Raw genomic sequence first — 19,863 nt, 5'->3', positions numbered from 1 at the left:
GGCGTTGTGAAGGAAAAGCGCAGGGTCGTCGAGCGCGGATGTGTTCGCTGGCGTGACATCGGGTCCCGGGCCTGCTAGGACAGCGCTCCCGTTGAGCCGACCCCGGCTCGCGAACCGTGTTCGCAACGCTTCGGCCCGCCCCCGCGCGGCCGTGTCACGCAGGATTCACCCATGTTTTTGCCGCTTTCCAAGAAGTCCCGCCGCCTCCGCAAGGGCAAGGGCGCCCGTCACCACGCCAAGGCCAAGGCCAAGAACCGTCGCCGCATCAACGGCATGGCTCGTCGCGCGCTCGGCTCGCGCATCGGTCGCGCCTGATGCTGCGCGCCGCGCACGTGACGAACGTGGTAGCGGCGCAGCACGGTACCGTGCCGTCCCTCGTGGGTGGGTGGTAGGATCCTGCGGAGCCCCCATGGACCCCAAGCCCATCTTCGTAGTCAGTGACTCCACGGGAGAGACCGCCGAGCGCGTCGTGCGAGCGGCTCTCCTGCAGTATCCGAACGTACGGGTCCCCGTGCGCCTGTTCACTCGGGTGCGCGACAGCGACTCGGTATCGGACGTGATCAAGAAGGCACGCGAGAACGGCGCGATGATCGTCTTCACGCTCGTGCGACCCGAACTCCGCGAGTTTTTTCACAAGCTGGCGCACGAGAACGAAGTGGAGGCCGTCGACGTCATCGGTTCGCTCATCCACAAGGTGGGTGCGTTCCTGGAGTCCGATCCGGTCAACATCCCCACTGCCGAGATGCCCTTGTCCAAGGAGTATTTTCGGCGCGTGGAGGCCATCGAGTTTGCGGTCAAGAGCGACGACGGCAAGGAGCCACGCAACCTGCGGCGCGCGGATCTGGTCCTGACGGGGGTGAGCCGCACCAGCAAGACACCCCTGTCCACGTACCTCGCCGGGCGCGGCCTCAAGGTGGCGAACGTACCACTGGTCCTCGGCGTGGAGCCCCCCCCCGAGCTGTACGACGTCCCCGGTCACAAGGTCATCGGCCTCACGCTGGACACGGACCACCTCATGGACATCCGGCGGCAGCGCCTACAGCAGCTGGGGATGCCGGGCGATGCCAACTACGGGTTGCGCGAGCATGTGAGGGCAGAGCTGGAATACGCGCACGCGATCTTCCGGGAGAACCCCGAGTGGATGGTGGTGGACGTGACCAACCTGGCCATCGAGGAAACCGCGACCATCATCCTCGAGCGGCTGAAGGACCGGGACCATCAGGGCCTCACCCTGCTGCCGCCCCCGGGCGTGCAGTAGTCGCCACACCGGCGCCAAGGACTCGCCCGGTGCCCAGCGTCGACGCGCACTGCGCGGGCCTCAACCGCGGTAGTCCTCGGCGTTGATGCCGTAGCGGCGCATCCAGCGATGCACTTGCATGCGCTCCTTGCCGAACATTCGGCCCACGGCCGCTACGTTGCCCTTCTGCTCCGCCAACGCGCGCCGCAGCTGCGCTTCGTCGGGCGTGTCCCCGCGGGCGGCGTGTGCGGCGGCGGCCACGTGGGGGTCGGGCGCCCTGGCGGGCTTGCCGTGCTCGTCGAGCGCGCTCTGGATGGGCTTCGGGAGGTGGCGCAGATCCAGCTCGCCGCCGCCGGCGAGCGCCACCGACAGGCGTACGGCGCTCTCCATCTCACGCACGTTGTACGGCCATTCGTAGTGCGCCAACGCCAGCATGTACGAGAAGCTGGGCTCGCAGGCGGGTCGCCCAGCCACCGCGAGAAAGTGGCGCAACAGTGGCAGCACGTCCTCACGCCGATGACGCAGGGGAGGCATCTCCAGCTCGAACTCGCGTAGGCGTGCCAGGAGGTCGCCACGGAAGGAGCCGCTCGCCACCAACTCTTCGAGGTCTCGATGGGTGGCGCAGGCCACGCGGACGTCGAGGGGCACCGGGCGCGATGCGCCGATTGGGAGCACCTCCTTCTCCTGCAACACGCGCAGTAGTTTCGCCTGTGCCTCGAGCGGCATGTCGCCGATCTCGTCCAGGAACAGCGTGCCGCCGTCTGCAGCGCGCAGGAGCCCGGGTTTGTCGTGCGTGGCCCCCGTGAACGCGCCCTTCCGGTGTCCGAATAACTCGCTCTCGATGAGCGTGGGGCTCAGTGCCGCGCAGTTGATGGCCTGAAAGTGTCCGTGGCGCCCGCTGCGGCGATGGAGCTCCCGCGCGGCGAGCTCCTTCCCGGTGCCGCTCTCGCCCGTGATGATGACCGAGAGCGCCGTCGGCGCTACGCGCTGCAGCCGGTCGAGCAGCTGGTCCATCTGGTAGCCGCCGATCAGCGATCCCGATCGGTCGTGCGAGAAGGGTCGCGCCCCCGCAACGACGGTGCCTCCAGGCGGATACGCGATGTAGCGGGTCGCGCCGTCGGTCGCGAAGCGGTACACGCTGTCGCCGATGCGGAGGACATCGTGGCTGGAGAGTGGGGCTTCCTGGACGCGCGCCCCGTTCACGGTCACGCCGTTGGTGGACTTCAAGTCCACGATCCACCAGCGCGGCCCACGCTGCTCGAGGCGCGCGTGCTGGCGCGACACCGCAGCTTCAGGGATGCAGAGCTCGTTGCCGTCTTCGCGGCCCACCGTGAAGGGGCTGGTGCGGAGCGGCGCCACGGGCACCAGCCGGGCATGGAGGCGCGAGTAGATCAGCACCAGCCCGGGTGTCGGGTCCATGTCGGCATCTTCGATGCGGACGTTCTGCTGCGACGCCGTGGTCCATGCGTTGCGGCGCGTGGTGTTCATCAGACCGGGACTCTAGCAGCACAGGGGGGAACTGGTCGTCCTATCACGTCGGCAGCTGCGTGGCGCTGGTTGCTCGTGCACCGATGGGAGCCCGCGCCGTGCCGTACCCGGGCTCGTGTCAGCCCAGGCGGGAGATGTCGTGCTGACCACTCAGCTGGCCGATCAACTCACGAATGGACTCGGCGAGCTCGCTCGGCTGGAATGGCTTGCGAATCCACGTGAGCGTGCATTCGGGCGGCGGTGAGCTGCCGCTGATGATGACGCCCTCCGTCGCCCGTCCGGCGCGCTTGAGCGTCTCGATCAGCTCGATGCCGTCGCCATCGTCCAGGTTGAGATCCACCACGGCGACGTCCACGTGCTCCGTTGCGTTGAGCGCCTCCGCCCGACCGGCCGCGACGCTCACCTTCAGCTGATGCATCTCGAGGGCGAGCTGGAGCATCTCGCGCAGGATGGGGTCGTTCTCGACCACCAAGACACGGGGCAGGCGGGGCAGGATCCCGCTGCCTCGACGTGCCAAGGGGCTGGCCACCGGGACGTGGATGCGGAACCACGCGCCGCGCCCAGGCGCGGTCTGCAGCTCGATCTTTCCGCCCAAGGTGCTGACGAACGACTTGACCACCGCGAGCCCGAGCCCGGTGCCCTTGTCGCGCGTGGTGAAGTACGGCTCGAACGCCCGCTCCCGCGTCGTGCGGTCCATGCCCGGGCCGTCGTCGCGCACGTTGAACAGCACGAAGTCCCCTTGCGACTCGACCCACACCTCGACGTGCCCGCCGGGCTGCGCCACGGACACGGCGTTGTGGATCAGGTTCCAGAGGATGGACACGAGCTTGTTGCGAGGCGCGCGGCAGAGCACGTCTTTGCCCTGGCGGTGTACGATCTCCACCGAACGACGCCGCGCCTGGGGGGTGATCAGGCGGACGACGTCGCCACACACGGCGTCGGCCATGGTGGTGCTGGTCTCGTCGGTGTCGGCCGTGCGTACCATCGCGAGGATGTCGTCTGCGATGGCTCGGGCGCTCTCCGCGCTGTCCTTGATGGACCGCAGCGCCGTCGTGGCCTGGGCTCCGCGGTTGGCCAAACCGACGTCGGCCCAACCCAAGATCGAGGTGAGCGCGTTGGCCATCTCGTGACTGGCGGCGCCGGAGAGATCTGCGAGCGCGGGCTCCGAGGCGCGGCTGGCGGGCCGCGTGACCAAGACGCGCACGGTGTCGTCGTCGTTCGGCCAGCACATCAGTCGGCCGCCGGAGGGCAGCTCCAACGTCTTGGGCACCCCGAGGCGCGCCGCACGCACGGCCTCGATGGCACGCCCGCGCAGGACGTGTGGCACGCGCGCGGCGACGGCGTCCTCCAAGCGCGTACCCGCGGCGACGGGCTCCCCGCGCGAGGTGAGCACCGAACCATCCGGGGATTCAATCAACTCGGTCCAGCCGAGCTGCTGTGCGAGCCATGTGAAGGGGTGCGATGTCATGGGGGGGGAGCGTGTGTGAACAGACGTGAGAGAAGATTACACGAACACGCGTCGAAGGCGATACTGTCACAGTGTGACACCGTTTGCGGATAAATTCATCAGGTGTGCGTGGGGCGTTGTCAATTGCCGCCACACCCCCAGAGCGCTAGGGTCCCGCCGATGGACGAACCAAAGATCTCGTCGGATCAAGTGAGGCATGTCGCGAGGCTCGCGCGCCTCGCGCTGGACGACCAAGCCGTTACGGACATGCGCCGCCAGCTGGATGCCATCCTCGGCTACGTGGCCGCGCTGGATACCGTCGACGTATCGGCCCTCTCCCCCTCATTCCATGCCATTCCGCTCCTGTCACCATTGCGCGAGGACCGGGTCGTGGCCGGTCTCGCCCGCGAAGCTGCGCTGGCTGCGGCACCCGCGTCCGACGGCGAGGGGTTCGCGGTGCCCAAAGTCCTGGAGGGCGCATGACCCAGAGCTCACCCGCGCCGGGCGTCATCGCCACCGCAGAGGCGGTGCGCCGCGGTGAACGCAGCGCCGAGCACGTCACCACGGAGCACCTCGCCCGCGCCGCGTCCCTGCGCGGGCTGAACGCCCTGTTGCACGTCGACGAAGAGCGAGCGCTGCAGGCTGCGCGCCGCGTGGACGCGCGCCGCGCGGAGGGCAAGACGCTGGGGCGGCTGGCGGGTGTACCGGTGGTCCTCAAGGACAACCTGTGCGTGACGGGTGTGCCCACCACGTGCGCGTCCCGCATCCTCGAAGGCTATCGACCCCCCTACGATGCCGACTGCGTCGAGCGCCTGGTGGCCGAGGATGCGGTCATTCTGGCGAAGGCGAACATGGACGAGTTCGCGATGGGCTCGTCCAACGAGAACTCCGCGTTCGGTCCGGTGAAGAACCCTTGGGATCCGAGCCGCGCGCCCGGTGGGTCCAGCGGCGGGTCCGCCGCAGCCACCGCCGCGAGCATCGGTGCGGTCGCGCTCGGTACGGACACCGGAGGCTCGGTGCGCCAGCCAGGCGCCTTCTGTGGGGTCGTGGCCATCAAGCCCACCTACGGACGGCTCAGCCGCTATGGTGTCATCGCCTTTGCTTCCTCGCTCGATCAGGTCGGTACCATGACGCGCAGCGTGCGCGACGGGGCGCGCGTACTGGGCGTGCTGGCAGGACACGACCGACGGGACGCCACCAGCGCGACCGAGCCTGTGCCCGACTACGAAGCTGCGTGCGAGCTGCCCGTGAAGGGTACGCGCGTTGGCGTCATGCGCGCGGCACTGGACCAGGTGGAGGACCCCGACGTGCGCGCCTCGTTCGCAGCGGCCGAGGCCTCGCTACGGGACGCCGGCTGCGACGTGGTCGACATCGAGCTGCCCCACGCGCACCACGGCGTCAGCGTGTACTACCTCGTCGCAACGGCCGAGGCGTCGAGCAACCTGGCGCGCTTCGACGGCATGCGCTTTGGGCTGCGTGTGGCGGGTGAAGACCTGCTGTCCACGTACGAACGCACCCGCGCGCAGGGCTTCGGCCCCGAGGTGCAGCGGCGCATCATGCTCGGCACGTACGCGCTCTCGTCCGGCTACTACGATGCGTTCTACATCAAGGCGCAGAAGGTCCGGACGCTGATGATCAAGGACTACCAACAGGCGTTCGAGCGCTGCGACGCCGTGCTCTCGCCCACCGCGCCGACCCCCGCGTTCGGGCTCGGGGAGAAGACGGGCGACCCCCTCGCGATGTATCTGGCGGACATCTTCACGCTGCCGCCCAGCCTGGCCGGGCTGCCCGCCATGCACGTCCCCGTGGGCCTCGGAAGCACATCCGGCTTGCCCGTGGGAGTACAGATCACGACGCCTGCGTTCACAGAGGGCCGCATGCTGCAGTTGGGGTCGGCGTTGGAGGCGCGCAGTGGCTACGTCTGCGCGCCGCCCGGCATGGATGTGGGAGGGGCGTCCTGATGGCGCGCGCATACGAAACGGTGATCGGGCTCGAGGTGCACGCGCAGCTCAGGACCGAGACCAAGCTTTTCTGTGGCTGCGCCACGGCGTACGGGGCGCCTCCCAACACACAGGTGTGCCCAGTGTGTCTGGGGCTGCCAGGAGCGCTACCGGTGCCCAACGCGCACGCCATGGAGCTCGCCGCCATCGCGGGTCTCGCGCTGGGCTGCGACGTGCGCAGCGAGTCGCGCTTCGACCGCAAGAACTACTTCTATCCGGACCTCTCCAAGGGCTACCAGATCTCGCAGTTCGAGCACCCGCTCAACCTCGGGGGCCAGCTCACGTTCGCGGTGGGTGACGCGGAGAAGACCGTCCGCCTGACGCGCATTCACGTGGAGGAGGACGCCGCCAAGAACCTGCACGGCGCGGGCGGAGGCACCGCGACCGTGGTGGACTTCAACCGCGGTGGCACGCCACTGATCGAGATCGTGAGCGAGCCCGACCTGCGGAGCGCGGCGGAGGCGGAGGCCTACCTGCGCAAGCTGCGGGACATCCTCATGTTCATGGGGGTGAACGACGGCAACCTCGAGGAGGGCAGCTTCCGCTGCGACGCCAACGTCTCGGTGCGGCCCGCAGGGCAAGAGGAGTTCGGGACCCGCACCGAGATCAAGAACATCAACTCCTTCAAATTCGTGCGCCAGGCCATCGAGTACGAGGCGAGCCGCCAGGTGAGCGTCATCGAAGGCGGCGGGCGCGTGGTGCAGGAGACGCGCGGCTGGAACGACGTCACGGGCAAGACGGTCTCGCAGCGCAGCAAAGAAGACGCGCACGACTATCGCTATTTCCCGGACCCGGACCTGCCGCCCACGGTGTTCTCCCAAGAGCGCATCGACGAGCTACGCCGGACCGCCCCGAAGCTGCCGGAGCAGCTGCGCGCCGAGTGGACCGCCCAGTGGGGCCTGACCGCGTACGACGCCGAGGTGCTCACAGGTCACCCGGCCATCGCACGGTACTTCGTCGCCGTGGCCGAGGCGCTGGACGCGGGCGGCAAGGAGCCGCGCGCCGAGGCTGGGAAGCGCGCCGCGAACTTCATCCAGGCGGAGGTGCTGCGCGATGTGAAGACCAGCGGGCTCGACGCGACCTTCAGCGTCCCCGTGGCTGGTGTGGCAGACCTCCTCGGGCGTGTGCAGGCGGGCAGCCTCACGGGCAAGCAAGGCAAGCAGGTGTTCGCCGAGATGGCGAGCAGCGGCGAGGGCGCCGAGGCGGTCATCACGCGGCTCGGCGTGCAGGCGCCCATCAGCGACACGGGTGCCCTCGAGGCGGACATCCGCGCCATCATCGCGGCCAACCCCGCGCAGCACGAGCAGTACAAGGCGGGCAAGACCAAGGTGCTGGGCTTCTTTGTGGGCCAGATCATGCGTGCTACCAAGGGCGCCGCAGACCCGGCCACCGTGAACGAGCTCCTCGAGCGCCTGCTGCAGGAGTAGCCCGTGTTTCCGTCGCTTTCTCGCGAGCCTCTCAGCCAGAGCCCTTGGTTCGCCGTGGAATACGAGCCGCGCGATCACGTGCTGTGGTTGTTGGACCAGCGGCGGCTCCCGATGGAGGTGGTGTACCTGACGCTGCGCACCCCGGACGAAGCCGTCGCCGGGATTCGCGACATGGTCGTGCGAGGTGCGCCCGCCATCGGCATCACGGCCGCCTACGCGCTTGCTCAGCAGGCGCATCTCGAGCGCGGCGCGGCGCCAGCGTTCATGCTGGCGATGGGCGCGGCGGGTCGTGTGCTCAACGCCACGCGGCCCACCGCCGTGAACCTGGCGTGGGCCATCGCGCGCATGGCTCGTCGGGCCGCGGACGTCGCGCAGCAACCCCCGGAGGAGCGCGCGCAGGCCATGCTGGCGGAGGCCGAGGCCATCCACCGTGAGGACGTCGCGGCGTGCCGCGCCATGGGCGCGCTCGGGGCCGAGGACGTGCCCGATGGGGCGTGCATCTTGACCCACTGCAACGCGGGCGCGCTCGCCACGGGCGGCTACGGCACCGCGCTCGGCGTCATCCGCGCGGCCCACGAGGCCGGCAAGCGTGTGCGTGTCTTGGCGGACGAGACGCGCCCGTACTTGCAGGGCGCCCGCCTGACGTCGTGGGAGCTTCACCAGGATGGCATCCCGGTCGAGGTCATCACGGACAGCACCGCGGCCCACTGCTTTCAACGCGGCGAGATCGACTTCGTCGTGGTCGGGTCCGACCGCGTGGCCAAGAACGGCGACGTGGCGAACAAGATCGGGACGTACGGGGTGGCGGTCTTGGCGCACGCCCACGACGTGCCGTTCACCGTCGCGGCGCCTGTGAGCACGTTGGACTTCGCCACGCCAACCGGCGCGCACATCCCGCTCGAGCAGCGTTCGCGGGACGAGGTCGCGCGCGTCGGCGAGCGCGTGCTGGTGGCAGATGGCATCGCGTGCCGCCACGTGGGCTTCGACGTGACCCCGGCGCGCCTCGTGACGGCGCTGTACACCGAGCGGGGCACCGTCCGCCTCGCGGAAGGTGAGTCGCTGACTCAGCTGTTCCCGACGCGCTGAGCCGCTCGCGGCGGTGGGGGCACGCCGTCGCCGCATTTGATGACGTGGCGCATCGAATCTGATAGGTGTGTCGGTGAGTCGAACGCTGTGAACGGAACTTGGTACGGTCCCTACGAGCTCCTCCGCAAGGTCGCCGCCGGTGGCATGGCCGAGGTGTTCCTCGCGCGTCGCTGGGGCGACTCGGAGTTCTACCGCGAGCTGGTGGTGAAACGTCTGTTCGCGCAGTACGCCAACAACCCCGCGTCGCTCCTGCTGTTTCAGTACGAGGCGCGGGTGATGGCGGAGCTCTCGCACCCCAACATCCCGCAGATCTTCGATCTCGGGGCGGCCGAGAACACGTGGTACATCGCGATGGAGTACGTCGCGGGGGTCAACCTGGCCGACCTCTGGCGCGCGGGCGCCCGGCTCGGGATCCCGATGGGGCTCGACGTGACGCTCGGGATCATGCTGCAAGTCTGCGAGGCGCTCCACCATGCCCACGAGGCCGAAGACCGTGGGGGCAACGCGCTAGAGGTCGTGCACCGCGACGTGACCCCGCACAACATCATGGTGACACGCGACGGGGTGGCGAAGCTGATGGACTTCGGCATCGCGCAGACCAACGCGAACCCCCACGAGGAGCGCGGCGTGCTGCGCGGCACGCTGTCGTACATGAGCCCCGAGCAGGTGCGTGGGCGCTGGTTGGATCGGCGCGCGGACGTGTTTGCGCTCGGGGTCGTGCTGTACGAGCTGACGACGGGCACGCGCCTCTTCCGCGGCGACGACGTCCAGATCATGACGACCATCGTGGAGTCCGACGTGACGCCACCCTCGCGCATCGTGCCGGGCTATCCGCCGGACCTCGAGGCGATCCTGATGGCCACGCTCGCGCGGGACCCGGCGCACCGCATCGCGAGCGCCGCGGACCTGGCGATGCACCTCGAGTACTTCGCGCTCCGCAACGGGCTGATGCTCGGGCCGCGCCAGGTCGCACGCTACGTGCACTCCGTGGTCCCTGCCGAGCGTGTGCTCGAGCCGGAGCTGTCGTTGGTCAACAGCGGCGCGCACGAGACGGCACGCCAGTCCAGCGCGCCGGACGCCATCCAGGATCTCGAGCTCGACGACCTCGAGCCAGTCGAAGCTTCGGTCGCGTTCGGGGCGCGGGACACACTCACGGACGTGCCAGTGCGTGGCGTCGAGGTGCCGGATGGCCGCGTGGGGGGCGTGGCGAACGGCCCGGCCGTCCTCCTCGACACGCAGAAGCGCGTTTCAGCCGAGCGAAACTACCTCGACCAGCTGGACCGTCGCCTGAAGGACGACTGAGCCACTCGGCGGACTACAGGGAGCCCAACAGGCTGACCAGGCGATCGAGGTCGGCGCGGGAGTGCTTCTCGGTGACGGCTACGAGGAGGTCGCTGGCGCGGTCGGCGTCGAACGTGCCCAGGTCGACTCCCGGCAGCAGCCCTTGGGCCATTCCAGCCGCGACCGCTTGCGCGGCGGAGGCGCCATCCAGGCGCACAACGAACTCGTTGAACGTGGGGGCGGAGCACGGGAGCGACAGCTTGGGGAGCGAGGAGAGCTGCGCCTTGAGGTACTCGGCGTTGGCGAGGCACATGCGCGCCGCACGGTCGAAGCCCGAGCGGCCCAAGAGCGCTGTGCGCATCGTGAACGCCAGCGCGATCAGGCCGTGGTTCGTGCAGATGTTGCTCGTCGCGCGCTCACGTCGGATGTGCTGCTCGCGCGTGGAGAGCGTGAGCACGTACCCGCGCTGACCATCGGCGTCCACCGTCTCTCCGACCAAGCGCCCCGGCATCTGGCGGACGAGGTCCTGGCGGCACGCAAAGAGCCCCACGCCGGGGCCGCCGAACTGCATCGGCACGGCCAGCGACTGACCCTCAGCGACCGCGATGTCGGCGCCGAGCGCTCCGGGCGAAGCGAGCAGGGCCAACGCGTAGACCTCGCTGGTGGCCGTCACGAGCATGGCTTTCTTGGCCGTGGTGATGGCGCCCGCGGCGGGCAGGTCCTCGACGCAGCCGTTGAAGTTGGGGTAGCCCAGGATGACGGCAGCGGTGTCGTCCCGCGTGAGCGCCTTCACGGACTCGAGGTCGGTCCGACCATCCGGCAGCACGGCCGCGACGTCCATGTCGGGCTCGCCGTCCAGGCCGCGTAGGTAGGCGCGGATGGTGTCCAGGTAGTGCGGGTGGAGCGCGCCGCTGACGACCAGGTGGGTGCGGCGCGTGGCGCGGCGCGCCATCAAGCCTGCCTCGGCCGCTGCGCTGGCGCCGTCGTACATCGACGCGTTGGCGACCTCGAGCCCCAAGAGCTCGCACACGGTCGTCTGGAACTCGAAGATGGCCTGCAGCGTGCCCTGGGAGAGCTCGGCCTGGTACGGCGTGTAGGCCGTGTAGAACTCGCTGCGCATCAGCAGCTGGTCCAGCGCGGGGGGGATGTGATGGTCGTACATCCCGGCGCCCATGAACGACAGCGCGCTGGCGCCCGTGTTCTTGCTGGCGAGCTCGTTGAGGTGCGCCATGAGGCGCGGCTCGTCGAGGGCGGGCTCCATCTGCATGAGGCCCTTGAAGCGCCGCTCCTCGGGGATGGGCTGAAAGAGCTCGTCGATGGAGGCGACGCCGATGCGCTCCAGCATCTGACGGATCTCGACCTCGGTGTGGGGCAGGTAGCGCATGCGGTCTCCGGAGGACTCGGGGGGAGTGGGCTCAGCCCTCGAGCTTGCCGATGTAGTCTGCGTAGGCCGCGGCGTCCATCAGGGCGTCGAGCTCGGAGGGGTCCGACATCTTGATGTCGACCAACCAGCCGCTCTCGTACGGCGCCTCGTTGACCTGCTCGGGGGTGCCCTCGAGGTCTTCGTTGATGGCGACGATCTCGCCGCTCACGGGCGAGAACAGCTCGCTGACCGTCTTCACCGACTCGATCTCCCCGAAGCGGGCGTGCGCGCTGACGGACGTGCCGACGCTCGGCAGGTCCACCAGGGTGACGTCGCCGAGCTGGTCGACGGCGTAGGACGTGACGCCGACGCGCACGACGTCGCCTTCGACGCGGGCCCATTCATGATCTTTGGTGTAGCGGAGCTCTGCGGGGTAGGTCATGGGGTCTCTATGGGGTTGGGCGCTTGTAGAAGGGGGTCTTGACGACCACGGCGTCGATGATCTTGCCTCGGATCTCGACTCCGAGGGGGGTGCCCACGCGGGCCTGCGCGACCGGCACGTACGCCAATCCGATGTTGGTGCCGAGTGTGATGGATGGGGAGCCGCTGGTCACGACGCCGACGGACACACCGTCCACCACGACCGGGTACCCATGGCGCGCGATGCCGCGGCCCGTCATCTCGATGCCCACGAGCTTGCGCGTGACGCCCGCTTCCTTGATGGCGCGCAGCGCGTCACGCCCAATGAAGTCGTCGCCATCCAGCTTCACCACCCAACCCAGCCCGGCCTCGAGCGGGTTGGTGGTCTCGTCGATGTCGTTGCCGTACAGCGAGAGCTTGCCCTCGAGCCGCAGGGTGTCACGCGCGCCGAGCCCGATGGGCTTGACCCCGACCGGCGCGGCCAGCAGCGCGCGGAACAGCTTGGGGGCGTCGGCGTTGGCGCAGAACAGCTCGAAGCCGTCCTCGGCCGTGTAGCCCGTGCGCGCGACCGTACAGGCAACGCCTGCCACGTTTCCGTCCGCCAGGTGGAAGGTGCCGAGCTCGGGCAAGTGCGGGTCGCAGCCCACCTCGCGCAGCGCCTGCTCGGCCTTGGGCCCCTGGAGCGCGAGCAGGGCGGTGTCGTCGGACGCGTCGCGGAAGCTGCAGCGGCCCTCCGCGTGCTTCGCGAAGTGAGCGGAGATCTTGTCGCGGTTGCCCGCGTTGCACACGACGAGGATGTTCTGCTCGCCACGCCGGTAGACGATCAGGTCGTCCAGGATGGTGCCCTCGGCGTTGCAGCAGCAGGTGTAGAGCGCCTTCCCGACGGGCAGCTCCTTGACCGCGTTGGTGACCAAAGAGTCCACCAAGCCCACCGCCTCGGGGCCCTCGAGGTGCAGCTCACCCATGTGGGACACGTCGAACAGGCCCGCGCCGGTGCGCACGGCCTCGTGCTCCTGGCGGATTCCTTCGTACTGAACGGGCATGAGCCAGCCGGCGAAGGGCACCAAGCGGGCACCGAGTGCGCGGTGTTCGTCGACGAGTGGGGTCTCGAGGAGAGGGGTGGTCGGGGCCGTCACGGTGCGCGACATTAGCCGCTGCACCACCACGGTTCAAGCGATGTCACGAACGTTGCGCCGAACGATGTCGTGGTCGACGCGAGGGCTCAGCGTGTATGGTGGACCACCAAGGAGACCGCATGCCCAACCCCCGCCGAATCCGCCGCTCCCCGACAGGGCCGAGCCTCCATTTGTCCACGACGTTCTTCGTCGCGGCGCTCACCTACGTCGGCTGTGGAAGCAGTGGGCCGGGGGGGCGCGGCGGGCAGGTCGGAGATCCCTGCGACACGAGCCGGCCGTGCCGCAGCGACCTGCTGTGCTCTGGGGGGCTGTGCGTCACCAACCCGCAGGTCGACAGCGGTCCGCCCCTCGAGGACCTGGGTCCAGGGGTGACGCTCACTGGCCTCGAGGTCTCACCGGACGACCCGACGCTCGACATCGAGGTGGGGGCGACGGGGTCGGTGCAGCTCACGGCGGTGCTGCGCCGCTCCGACGGGAGCACGGGCAGCGCGAGCCCCCGCTACACAGCGAGCGCGCGTGTGCTCGGGACGCTCGACGAAGGGACGGGAGCCTTCACGGCGAACGGCCTGTCGGGCGGGACCGTCACCATCACGGCGTCGCAGACGGTCGGTGGGCAGACCTTCACCGACAGCGTCACCCTCACCGTCAACCTCACGCGGACGATTGGCGCGGGTGGCGGTGGCCCCTCGGACCCGCCCGCGCTGTTCGCCGGTACCCCGGTCACGGACGCGGCCCGGACCGCAGCGCTGCACTATCCCTTGGACGGAGTCGTCGTGCCGCAGAACGTCTCGCCCATGGATGTCCAGTGGGCGTGCGGGGCGAACACGGCGGTCTGCCCCGAGGGCGACACCTTCCGGGTCACCCTGCAGAAGCCCCACGCCCGCGTGGTCGTGTACACCCGCAACCCGGCGGAGGCGGTCAACGACCACTACCTGGTGGAGAGCGCTGCTTGGCGCGCCTTGGCCCAGTCGGATCCGAGCGAAGCCATGCAGATTCAAGTCGACCGCTACGACAGCGCGGCGCAGGAGGTGGTCAGCGGTCTCCCCGTCGACGTGACCTTCGCCATCGCGGCGGTCACGGGCACCGTCTACTACTGGGACATCGACGACGAGAAGATCCGCCGCATCAACGACGGCGCGTCGGCCAGTGAGCTGCTCCTCCCGCATCCCAACTCACCGCTCGCCGACAACGAGGACGGCGACGACTGTGTGGGCTGCCACGCCATCAGCACCAGCGGGCGCTACATGCTCGCGAACCTCCACTTCTCCAACTACGGCGCCCTGTACGACCTGACGCGCGACGACCTCGACGCCGACCCGGCGCCCACCGAGTGGCCTGTGTCGCAGTCGATCCGGTGGCGCACCGCCTCGTTCAGCCCGGATGACACGCGCGCGATGGTGTCGAGCGCCGGTGGGAACGACTTCCTCTTCTTGATCAATCCGTTCACGGGGCTCCAAGTGACGCCCGCGGCGGGCACGTTGCCCAACCCGGGTACCCACCCCGCGTGGGCGCGTGACGGCGACGACGTGGCCTACATCGGAAACACGAACAGCTGGGCGGGGGACATCACGACGGGCGACCTGAGCATGCTCCCCGTGACCGGTGCGGACGCGTTCGGCGCGGGTGCGGCGATCCACACGGGCGCGAGCCTCAGCGGCGAGGCCGAGGGGGGTGTGACCGACAGCTACCCCACCTGGTCGCCGGACTCCCAGTGGATTGCGTTCGCGCACGGCACGGGGTCTCGCTCCGACCCGCGCGACCCCGATGGGAACGTCGTCATCGACCCCGCGAACACGTCGGCCCTGTACCTCATCCGGCGCGACGGAACGGGGCTGACCCGACTCACCCGGGTCGCCTCCAGCGACCGCTTCGAGTTCCAGCCCAATTTCTCGCCGTTCACGTCGGGCGGGTACTTCTGGCTGAGCTACCTCTCGCGGCGTCCATACGGAAACCGCACGGCGGGCAACGCCGGGACCACCATCCAACCGGGCCAGGTCTGGGTCACGGCCGTGCGCGCCAACGCCGACGGGACCTTCGACCCCAGCTCCGTGCCGTACTGGCTGCCGGGGCAGATCCCGAGCCACCGCAGCGTGTCGGCGTTCTGGGCGCCTCGCGCGTGCCGTGTGGACGGGGAGGGGTGCTCGGTCAACAGCGAGTGCTGCGGCGGTGTCTGTGGCGACGATGGGAATGGGGGCCTCGCGTGCGTGCCGCCGCCGAGCAACGAGTGTCGCGAGCTGGGCGAGACCTGCTCCACGACCGCTGACTGCTGCGACGCCGCCGACGGCGCGACCTGCAGCAACAACAGCTGCGTGAACATCATCTTCGGGTGAGCCACGCAACCGACGGTCACGCACGCCGACAAGCTCGGCATGCTGCACGCCGTTCCTCCCAGTGACCGCGAGCGCGCCCCCGGCGCCGAACCCCTGACCGCTCCGCTCGAGGGGCAGCGCGCACCGTGCGGTAGCCCGGAGCTGGTGCTGCGGGTGGGCGGCGGTCGGGAGGCGCGCCGCGTGCGGATCCGCTCCACGTTCCGGACCTTCGGCGCGTCGCCTCGGGCCGACGTGCAGCTGCACGATCGTGCGGTGTCGGGCGTGCACTTTCGCGCCCGCGCGGATCGTGGGTGCGTGTGCCTCGAGGATCTCGGGAGCCGCAACGGGCTGTGGGTAGATGGCCTGCGGGTGCGTGTGGCAGACCTGGCGCCAGGCAGCGTGTTCGTCGCGGGTCGCACCAAGCTCGTCGTGTCGTTGGCCCACGAGGGAGTGCTGGGCGTCGCTGACGGGCCGGAAGAGCGGTACGTCGTGCGGTCGGACGCCATGCGCGACGTGATGTCGCTCGCGGCGCGCTACGCGCGGTCCACCGCGTGCGTCGTGATCCTGGGCGAGAGCGGCTCCGGCAAGGAGGGCATCGCGCGGGCGGTGCACGAGGCGAGCGGGCGCAGCGGCGCGTTCGTGGCCGTCAACGCGGGCGCCCTACGCCACGATGCGCTGGCGAGCGAGCTGTTCGGTCACGTGAAGGGAGCGTTCACGGGCGCCAGTGGCGACCGCGCGGGGGCTTTCCAGCGGGCGCACGGTGGCACGCTGTTCCTGGACGAGCTCGGTGAGCTGAGCTTGGCCGCCCAGGTGATGCTGCTGCGTGTGCTCGAGACCAAGCGCGTGCAGCCGATGGGGAGCGATCGGGAGATCGAGCTCGACGTGCGCCTGGTGGCAGCCACGCACCGCGACCTGTCGCAGCGGGTGCGCAGCGGGGAGTTCCGCGAGGACCTCTACTACCGCCTGTGCAAGCTGCCCATCGAGGTCCCGCCCTTGCGGAGGAGGCAGGCCGACATCGTACCGCTGGCCGAACACTTCGCGCGCTACGGCGGCACAGGCTCCGTACGCGAGTTCAGCGCCCCAGCGCTGGCGCGGCTGCGTGCGCACGCCTGGCCCGGGAACGTGCGCGAGCTGGGGAACGTGGTGACCCGCGCCACCATGCGCGCCATGGGACCCGTCGTCACCGAGGAGGACGTCCTCGCGAGCCTGGACCCGCTCGCGCTCGGCTCGAGCGGCCTATCGGACGAAGCGTTGCTCGATGCGCTCGCAGCCCACGACTTCAACAAGACGGCCGCGGCCCGCGCGCTCGGCATCCCACGCAGCACGCTGCGCGACCGTCTGTCGAAGGTCGCCGTGGTGGCCGGGACGGGCGATTCGGCGTAGCATCAGCCCCGTGTCGAACGCAGCTCCCCCGCCTGGACCGCGCAGCCACGGCAGTGGAGAGTTCGCGCCCGAAGACCTCGCCGCGTGCGGTGAGGGCTGCGTCTTCGAGGCGGGCGTCCTGGTGTTCCACCCCGAGAACGTGCGAATCGGCGCGCGCGTCTACGTAGGGCACCAGACCATCCTCAAGGGCTACTACAAGTCGACGATGGTCATCGGCGACGGCACGTGGATTGGCCAACAGTGCTTCTTCCACAGCGCCGGCGGGCTGCGGGTGGGGCGCAACGTGGGCATCGGCCCAGGCGTGCGCGTCATCACGTCCAACCACCAGGAGGCGGGGCGTGACGTGCCGATCCTCCATGCGCCGTTGGCGTTCGCCGAGGTCGTCATCGAGGATGACGCCGATCTCGGCGTGGGGACCATCGTGCTGCCTGGCGTCACGATTGGGCGTGGGGCGCAGATAGGCGCGGGGGCCGTGGTCACGGAGGACGTGCCCCCGTATGCCGTGGCCGTCGGCGTGCCGGCGCGCGTGGTGAGAGTGCGACCATGAGCGCACCTGTCGAGGCGCCTCCGTCGCTCAGCGTGATCGTGCTGGCCTACAACGAGGCCGAGAACGTGCGGCCCGTGATCGAGGAGCTGCGTGCCTGGCTCGACGCGCACGTGCCGGACGCCGAGCTCGTCTTCGTCGACGACGGGTCCACGGACGGAACCGCCGCCCTGGCCCGAGAGGCGCTCACGGGCCGCGCCCACGTCGTCCTCGAGCACGATCGCAACCGGGGCATCGGCGCGGCCATCAAGACGGGTGTCTCGGCTTGCCACGCGTCTTGGGTGACGTTCCTCCCCGCCGACGGGCAGATCGCTCCGGAGGCCATCGGCACCCTGATGGCAGCGCGGCAAGACGACACCGAGGTGGTGTTCAGCGTCTACGAAGATCGCGACGATGGAATGCACCGGAAGGTGCTCAGCTGGGGGGTGCGGACGCTGATCCTCGGCATCCACGGAGTCCAGATGCGCAGCGACGGGCCTTATCTTTTCCGTCGTGCCCTCTTCGTGCCGGAGCAGCTCGAGCCCGACACCTTCTTCCTGAACTTCGAGTTCCCCATGCGCGTGGTGCGGGCACGCCTGCCGTACGAGACGGTGACCATCTCGTGCCGGCCGCGTCTCGCAGGACACTCGAAGTCCGCGAATGTCTCGGCCGTGATCCGCGTCGCGCGTGAGTTGGTGGAGCTGCGTGGGCGGACCGTGCGGGAAGCGCTCGAGCGGGCGCTCGGCTAGTCGGGTGCTGTCGAGCGGGCGCTCGGCTAGCCGGGTGCTGTTGAGCGGGCGCCGCGACTCAGCGCATGGGCGGCCCGTCGCCCTCCGCGCGCAGCTCGCCAGTGTGGAGCATGGTCAGCAGCGCGGCGAGGCGGTCTTCCCGCTCTTGCGGAGAGGCCAGCTGGTACATCTCACCGAAGCGGACGCGATCGGCCTCGGTCCAGCGGCCTGTGCGCTGCGCGTCCGCAAGCGTCGCGGCCAACGCTCCGTTGGCGGCTCGCATGCGCTCGTCGTCGACAGGTGCAGGTGCCGCATCGGACGCGTCCGATGCGGTCGCAAGGGTGGGGGGTGTGGCAGGGGCCAGGGGTTGCATGGCGTCAAGCTCTGCGCGCACCCCAGCCAAGAGGGCGATGCGCTGAGCGTCCAGCGCGCTCGCGAGCTCCTGCTCTGTCACGCATCGTCGCCGTTCGGCCAGCTCGGCTGACGGCGCTTGGGCAGCCACGGGCTCGGGTGTCTCCGCGGGCGTTCCCCATGCGTATCCCAAGGCTAGGCCGAGGGCCCCGAACGCGACCGCCACGATGCCTTGTTCACGAAGCCTCGCCATGAGTCACGGGAGGTCGCGCGAGTCGTTCTCCACCTCGATGGCGGTGCAGCGGAGTGGGTTGGACTCCAGGCGGCGAATCTCGACGAAGCTCGACTCGCTCACGGTGCCGGCCGCCGCGATCAGCGCTGCGTTGGTCGTGCTGCACGTCAAGGACCTCGTGCCCTGGTACGCCCAGCACGCCGCGTAGTTGACGGTGCCGCCCGAATACTCGAAAGCGCTCACCAGGCACCCGATGCGGTCGCTCGCGCTGCTGTTGTCGCGCGTCGCGCGCATCGAACCGGACGCCGATGTACCTGCCTGGTTGATCGACACCGCAGCCACCCGGGATTCCCCGGCGCTCGCTACGGACGGAACCACCATGCCCACGGCCAACAACAACCCCAACGTTTGAATCCTCATGTGCTTCTCCTCCTTCGGTCCCCCGCCCACGAGCGGCACCCTAGGGGGAACGCATCCCCCGCACAATCCCCGAAGGGCGACGAAGCCCATCTTCGATGTTGGTCCGAAAATTATGGATGACCGACGCGTCAGCCCTCGGCCGGTTGCGCGGCGCCGCCGGCGAACGCAGCGGGGGTGCTGAGGGGCCCGACGTCCGACCACGGTAGGTCCTCGCTGTGCTTCACCAGCCTGGAGCGCGCGGTGAGCACCTCGACGCCCGTGCGTGTGACGAGCACCGTGTGCTCGAACTGCGCGCTGAGCTTCCGGTCGGCGGTGAGCACGGTCCAACGGTCCTTCATCAGCTCGGTCTCGTACGTGCCGAGGTTGATCATGGGCTCGATCGTGAAGACCATCCCGGCCTTCATCTTCAGGCGCGCCGCGGCGTCCCGGGCCCGATAGTGGGGGATCTGTGGGGGCATGTGGAACTCGCGCCCCACACCGTGCCCCACGTAGTCGCGCACCACCGAGCACTGCTTCTTGTCGGCGTATTCGTGGATGGCGGCCCCGATGTCGCCGATCGCCGCGCCGTGCTTCACCTGCTCGATGCCCAGCTCCAGCCCGCGCCGCGCCACCTCGGTCACCAGCTTGGCCTCCTCGGAGGGCTCACCGATGTAGAACGTGACGCTGGTGTCCCCGAAGTAGCCGTGCAGCGCGGGGAAGATGGTGGTGACGTCCACGTTGATGATGTCGCCGTCCTTCAGCACCGTTCCGTCTGGGATGCCGTGGCACACGCAGTCGTTGACCGAGGTGCACACGCTCTTCGGGAAGCCCTTGTAGTTCAGCGGTGCGGGGAGCGCGTCGTTGTCGAGGCAGTACTGGTGCACCCACGTGTTGATCTCGTCCGTGGTGATGCCAGCGCGGATGCGGTCGCCCACCATCACCAAGCACTCGGCCGCCAGGCGACAGGACTCGCGCATGCGGTCCAGCGCCGCGCCGTTCATCGTCTCGATGCGTTTCAACACGCCCCGGGAGTACCGCGCGAGAGAGATTCGG

General features: G+C 69.3%; 19 protein-coding genes. 11 read left to right on the top strand and 8 right to left on the bottom strand.

The genetic code is table 11. From position 1 onward, the window contains the following. Positions 1-171 precede the first annotated feature (171 nt). Together H6726_15710 and H6726_15705 are read left to right on the top strand one after the other, a co-directional pair. A complete protein-coding gene (locus H6726_15710; GenBank protein MCB9659098.1) occupies positions 172-315 on the top strand; it encodes a hypothetical protein in 144 nt (47 codons plus the stop codon). 94 nt (positions 316-409) lie between these two features. Continuing rightward, a complete protein-coding gene (locus H6726_15705; GenBank protein ID MCB9659097.1) occupies positions 410-1,258 on the top strand; it encodes a kinase/pyrophosphorylase in 849 nt (282 codons plus the stop codon). A gap of 60 nt (positions 1,259-1,318) precedes the next feature. On the opposite strand, the gene H6726_15700 is transcribed toward H6726_15705, so the two are convergent. Next, positions 1,319-2,725 (bottom strand): sigma-54-dependent Fis family transcriptional regulator, encoded by a 1,407-nt coding sequence (locus H6726_15700; protein MCB9659096.1) that lies wholly within the window; start codon positions 2,723-2,725, stop codon positions 1,319-1,321. A 118-nt stretch (positions 2,726-2,843) separates the two neighbouring features. After that, the gene (locus H6726_15695; protein MCB9659095.1) at positions 2,844-4,193 is read right to left on the bottom strand and encodes a response regulator; all 1,350 of its coding nucleotides are present in this window, start codon (positions 4,191-4,193) and stop codon (positions 2,844-2,846) included. Between the two features lie 159 nt (positions 4,194-4,352). On the opposite strand from H6726_15695, the gene gatC reads away from it, so the two are divergent. The 5 genes from gatC (at position 4,353) to H6726_15670 (ending at position 9,987) form a co-directional block, all read left to right on the top strand. Further along, complete coding sequence (gene gatC, locus H6726_15690) at positions 4,353-4,655, top strand: Asp-tRNA(Asn)/Glu-tRNA(Gln) amidotransferase subunit GatC (GenBank protein MCB9659094.1); 303 nt, start codon at positions 4,353-4,355, stop codon at positions 4,653-4,655. Beyond that, positions 4,652-6,133, top strand: a complete 1,482-nt coding sequence (gatA, locus tag H6726_15685; protein MCB9659093.1) for an Asp-tRNA(Asn)/Glu-tRNA(Gln) amidotransferase subunit GatA — start codon at positions 4,652-4,654, stop codon at positions 6,131-6,133. The genes gatC and gatA overlap by 4 nt, the downstream gene beginning before the upstream one ends. Further along, on the top strand, positions 6,133-7,599 hold the full coding sequence (gatB, locus tag H6726_15680; GenBank protein MCB9659092.1) for an Asp-tRNA(Asn)/Glu-tRNA(Gln) amidotransferase subunit GatB: 1,467 nt from the start codon (positions 6,133-6,135) through the stop codon (positions 7,597-7,599). The genes gatA and gatB overlap by 1 nt, the downstream gene beginning before the upstream one ends. Positions 7,600-7,653: 54 nt before the next feature. Beyond that, positions 7,654-8,685, top strand: coding sequence for an S-methyl-5-thioribose-1-phosphate isomerase (gene mtnA, locus H6726_15675; GenBank protein MCB9659091.1), 1,032 nt, complete (start codon positions 7,654-7,656; stop codon positions 8,683-8,685). Positions 8,686-8,772: 87 nt separating this feature from the next. After that, the gene (locus tag H6726_15670; protein ID MCB9659090.1) at positions 8,773-9,987 is read left to right on the top strand and encodes a serine/threonine protein kinase; all 1,215 of its coding nucleotides are present in this window, start codon (positions 8,773-8,775) and stop codon (positions 9,985-9,987) included. 13 nt (positions 9,988-10,000) lie between these two features. Here the strand turns inward: H6726_15670 and gcvPA are convergent, their stop codons facing one another. Genes gcvPA through gcvT form a run of 3 tightly spaced genes read right to left on the bottom strand, consistent with a single transcriptional unit; the run spans position 10,001 to position 12,897 of the window. Beyond that, the gene (gene gcvPA, locus H6726_15665; protein MCB9659089.1) at positions 10,001-11,350 is read right to left on the bottom strand and encodes an aminomethyl-transferring glycine dehydrogenase subunit GcvPA; all 1,350 of its coding nucleotides are present in this window, start codon (positions 11,348-11,350) and stop codon (positions 10,001-10,003) included. A gap of 31 nt (positions 11,351-11,381) precedes the next feature. Beyond that, a complete protein-coding gene (gcvH, locus tag H6726_15660; GenBank protein ID MCB9659088.1) occupies positions 11,382-11,771 on the bottom strand; it encodes a glycine cleavage system protein GcvH in 390 nt (129 codons plus the stop codon). A gap of 7 nt (positions 11,772-11,778) precedes the next feature. Further along, positions 11,779-12,897 (bottom strand): glycine cleavage system aminomethyltransferase GcvT, encoded by a 1,119-nt coding sequence (gcvT, locus tag H6726_15655; protein MCB9659087.1) that lies wholly within the window; start codon positions 12,895-12,897, stop codon positions 11,779-11,781. Between the two features lie 107 nt (positions 12,898-13,004). On the opposite strand from gcvT, the gene H6726_15650 reads away from it, so the two are divergent. From H6726_15650 to H6726_15635, 4 genes are read left to right on the top strand one after another with little or no spacing between them, the layout of a single operon-like run. Continuing rightward, positions 13,005-15,215 (top strand): hypothetical protein, encoded by a 2,211-nt coding sequence (locus H6726_15650; protein MCB9659086.1) that lies wholly within the window; start codon positions 13,005-13,007, stop codon positions 15,213-15,215. A gap of 39 nt (positions 15,216-15,254) precedes the next feature. Continuing rightward, a complete protein-coding gene (locus tag H6726_15645) occupies positions 15,255-16,577 on the top strand; it encodes a sigma 54-dependent Fis family transcriptional regulator (protein MCB9659085.1) in 1,323 nt (440 codons plus the stop codon). 10 nt (positions 16,578-16,587) lie between these two features. Continuing rightward, positions 16,588-17,124, top strand: a complete 537-nt coding sequence (locus tag H6726_15640) for an acyltransferase (GenBank protein MCB9659084.1) — start codon at positions 16,588-16,590, stop codon at positions 17,122-17,124. Then, positions 17,121-17,849, top strand: a complete 729-nt coding sequence (locus H6726_15635; protein MCB9659083.1) for a glycosyltransferase family 2 protein — start codon at positions 17,121-17,123, stop codon at positions 17,847-17,849. The genes H6726_15640 and H6726_15635 overlap by 4 nt, the downstream gene beginning before the upstream one ends. 58 nt (positions 17,850-17,907) lie before the next feature. Here the strand turns inward: H6726_15635 and H6726_15630 are convergent, their stop codons facing one another. From H6726_15630 to map, 3 genes are all read right to left on the bottom strand, one after another. Then, on the bottom strand, positions 17,908-18,282 hold the full coding sequence (locus H6726_15630; GenBank protein ID MCB9659082.1) for a hypothetical protein: 375 nt from the start codon (positions 18,280-18,282) through the stop codon (positions 17,908-17,910). Positions 18,283-18,435: 153 nt separating this feature from the next. Beyond that, positions 18,436-18,831, bottom strand: a complete 396-nt coding sequence (locus H6726_15625; GenBank protein ID MCB9659081.1) for a hypothetical protein — start codon at positions 18,829-18,831, stop codon at positions 18,436-18,438. A 128-nt stretch (positions 18,832-18,959) separates the two neighbouring features. Next, a complete protein-coding gene (gene map, locus H6726_15620; GenBank protein ID MCB9659080.1) occupies positions 18,960-19,811 on the bottom strand; it encodes a type I methionyl aminopeptidase in 852 nt (283 codons plus the stop codon). Between the last annotated feature and the right edge of the window lie 52 nt (positions 19,812-19,863).

Source organism: Sandaracinaceae bacterium, assembly GCA_020633055.1.
Taxonomy (GTDB): Bacteria; Myxococcota_A; Polyangia; order Polyangiales; family Houyiibacteriaceae; genus JADJJE01.
Note: the sequence above shows the minus strand (reverse complement) of the source record. Positions and strands in the feature narration are given on the sequence as shown.

Excerpts from the sequence above, each read along its gene's own strand:
- gcvPA (MCB9659089.1), bottom strand. The coding sequence starts at position 11,350 with ATGCGCTACCTGCCCCACACCGAGGTCGAGATCCGTCAGATGCTGGAG.
- H6726_15710 (MCB9659098.1), top strand. The coding sequence starts at position 172 with ATGTTTTTGCCGCTTTCCAAGAAGTCCCGCCGCCTCCGCAAGGGCAAG.
- H6726_15705 (MCB9659097.1), top strand. The coding sequence starts at position 410 with ATGGACCCCAAGCCCATCTTCGTAGTCAGTGACTCCACGGGAGAGACC.
- gatC (MCB9659094.1), top strand. The coding sequence starts at position 4,353 with ATGGACGAACCAAAGATCTCGTCGGATCAAGTGAGGCATGTCGCGAGG.
- gcvT (MCB9659087.1), bottom strand. The coding sequence starts at position 12,897 with ATGTCGCGCACCGTGACGGCCCCGACCACCCCTCTCCTCGAGACCCCA.
- H6726_15635 (MCB9659083.1), top strand. The coding sequence starts at position 17,121 with ATGAGCGCACCTGTCGAGGCGCCTCCGTCGCTCAGCGTGATCGTGCTG.
- gcvH (MCB9659088.1), bottom strand. The coding sequence starts at position 11,771 with ATGACCTACCCCGCAGAGCTCCGCTACACCAAAGATCATGAATGGGCC.
- H6726_15695 (MCB9659095.1), bottom strand. The coding sequence starts at position 4,193 with ATGACATCGCACCCCTTCACATGGCTCGCACAGCAGCTCGGCTGGACC.
- map (MCB9659080.1), bottom strand. The coding sequence starts at position 19,811 with ATGAACGGCGCGGCGCTGGACCGCATGCGCGAGTCCTGTCGCCTGGCG.
- H6726_15625 (MCB9659081.1), bottom strand. The coding sequence starts at position 18,831 with ATGAGGATTCAAACGTTGGGGTTGTTGTTGGCCGTGGGCATGGTGGTT.
- gatB (MCB9659092.1), top strand. The coding sequence starts at position 6,133 with ATGGCGCGCGCATACGAAACGGTGATCGGGCTCGAGGTGCACGCGCAG.
- H6726_15700 (MCB9659096.1), bottom strand. The coding sequence starts at position 2,725 with ATGAACACCACGCGCCGCAACGCATGGACCACGGCGTCGCAGCAGAAC.
- gatA (MCB9659093.1), top strand. The coding sequence starts at position 4,652 with ATGACCCAGAGCTCACCCGCGCCGGGCGTCATCGCCACCGCAGAGGCG.
- H6726_15645 (MCB9659085.1), top strand. The coding sequence starts at position 15,255 with ATGCTGCACGCCGTTCCTCCCAGTGACCGCGAGCGCGCCCCCGGCGCC.
- H6726_15650 (MCB9659086.1), top strand. The coding sequence starts at position 13,005 with ATGCCCAACCCCCGCCGAATCCGCCGCTCCCCGACAGGGCCGAGCCTC.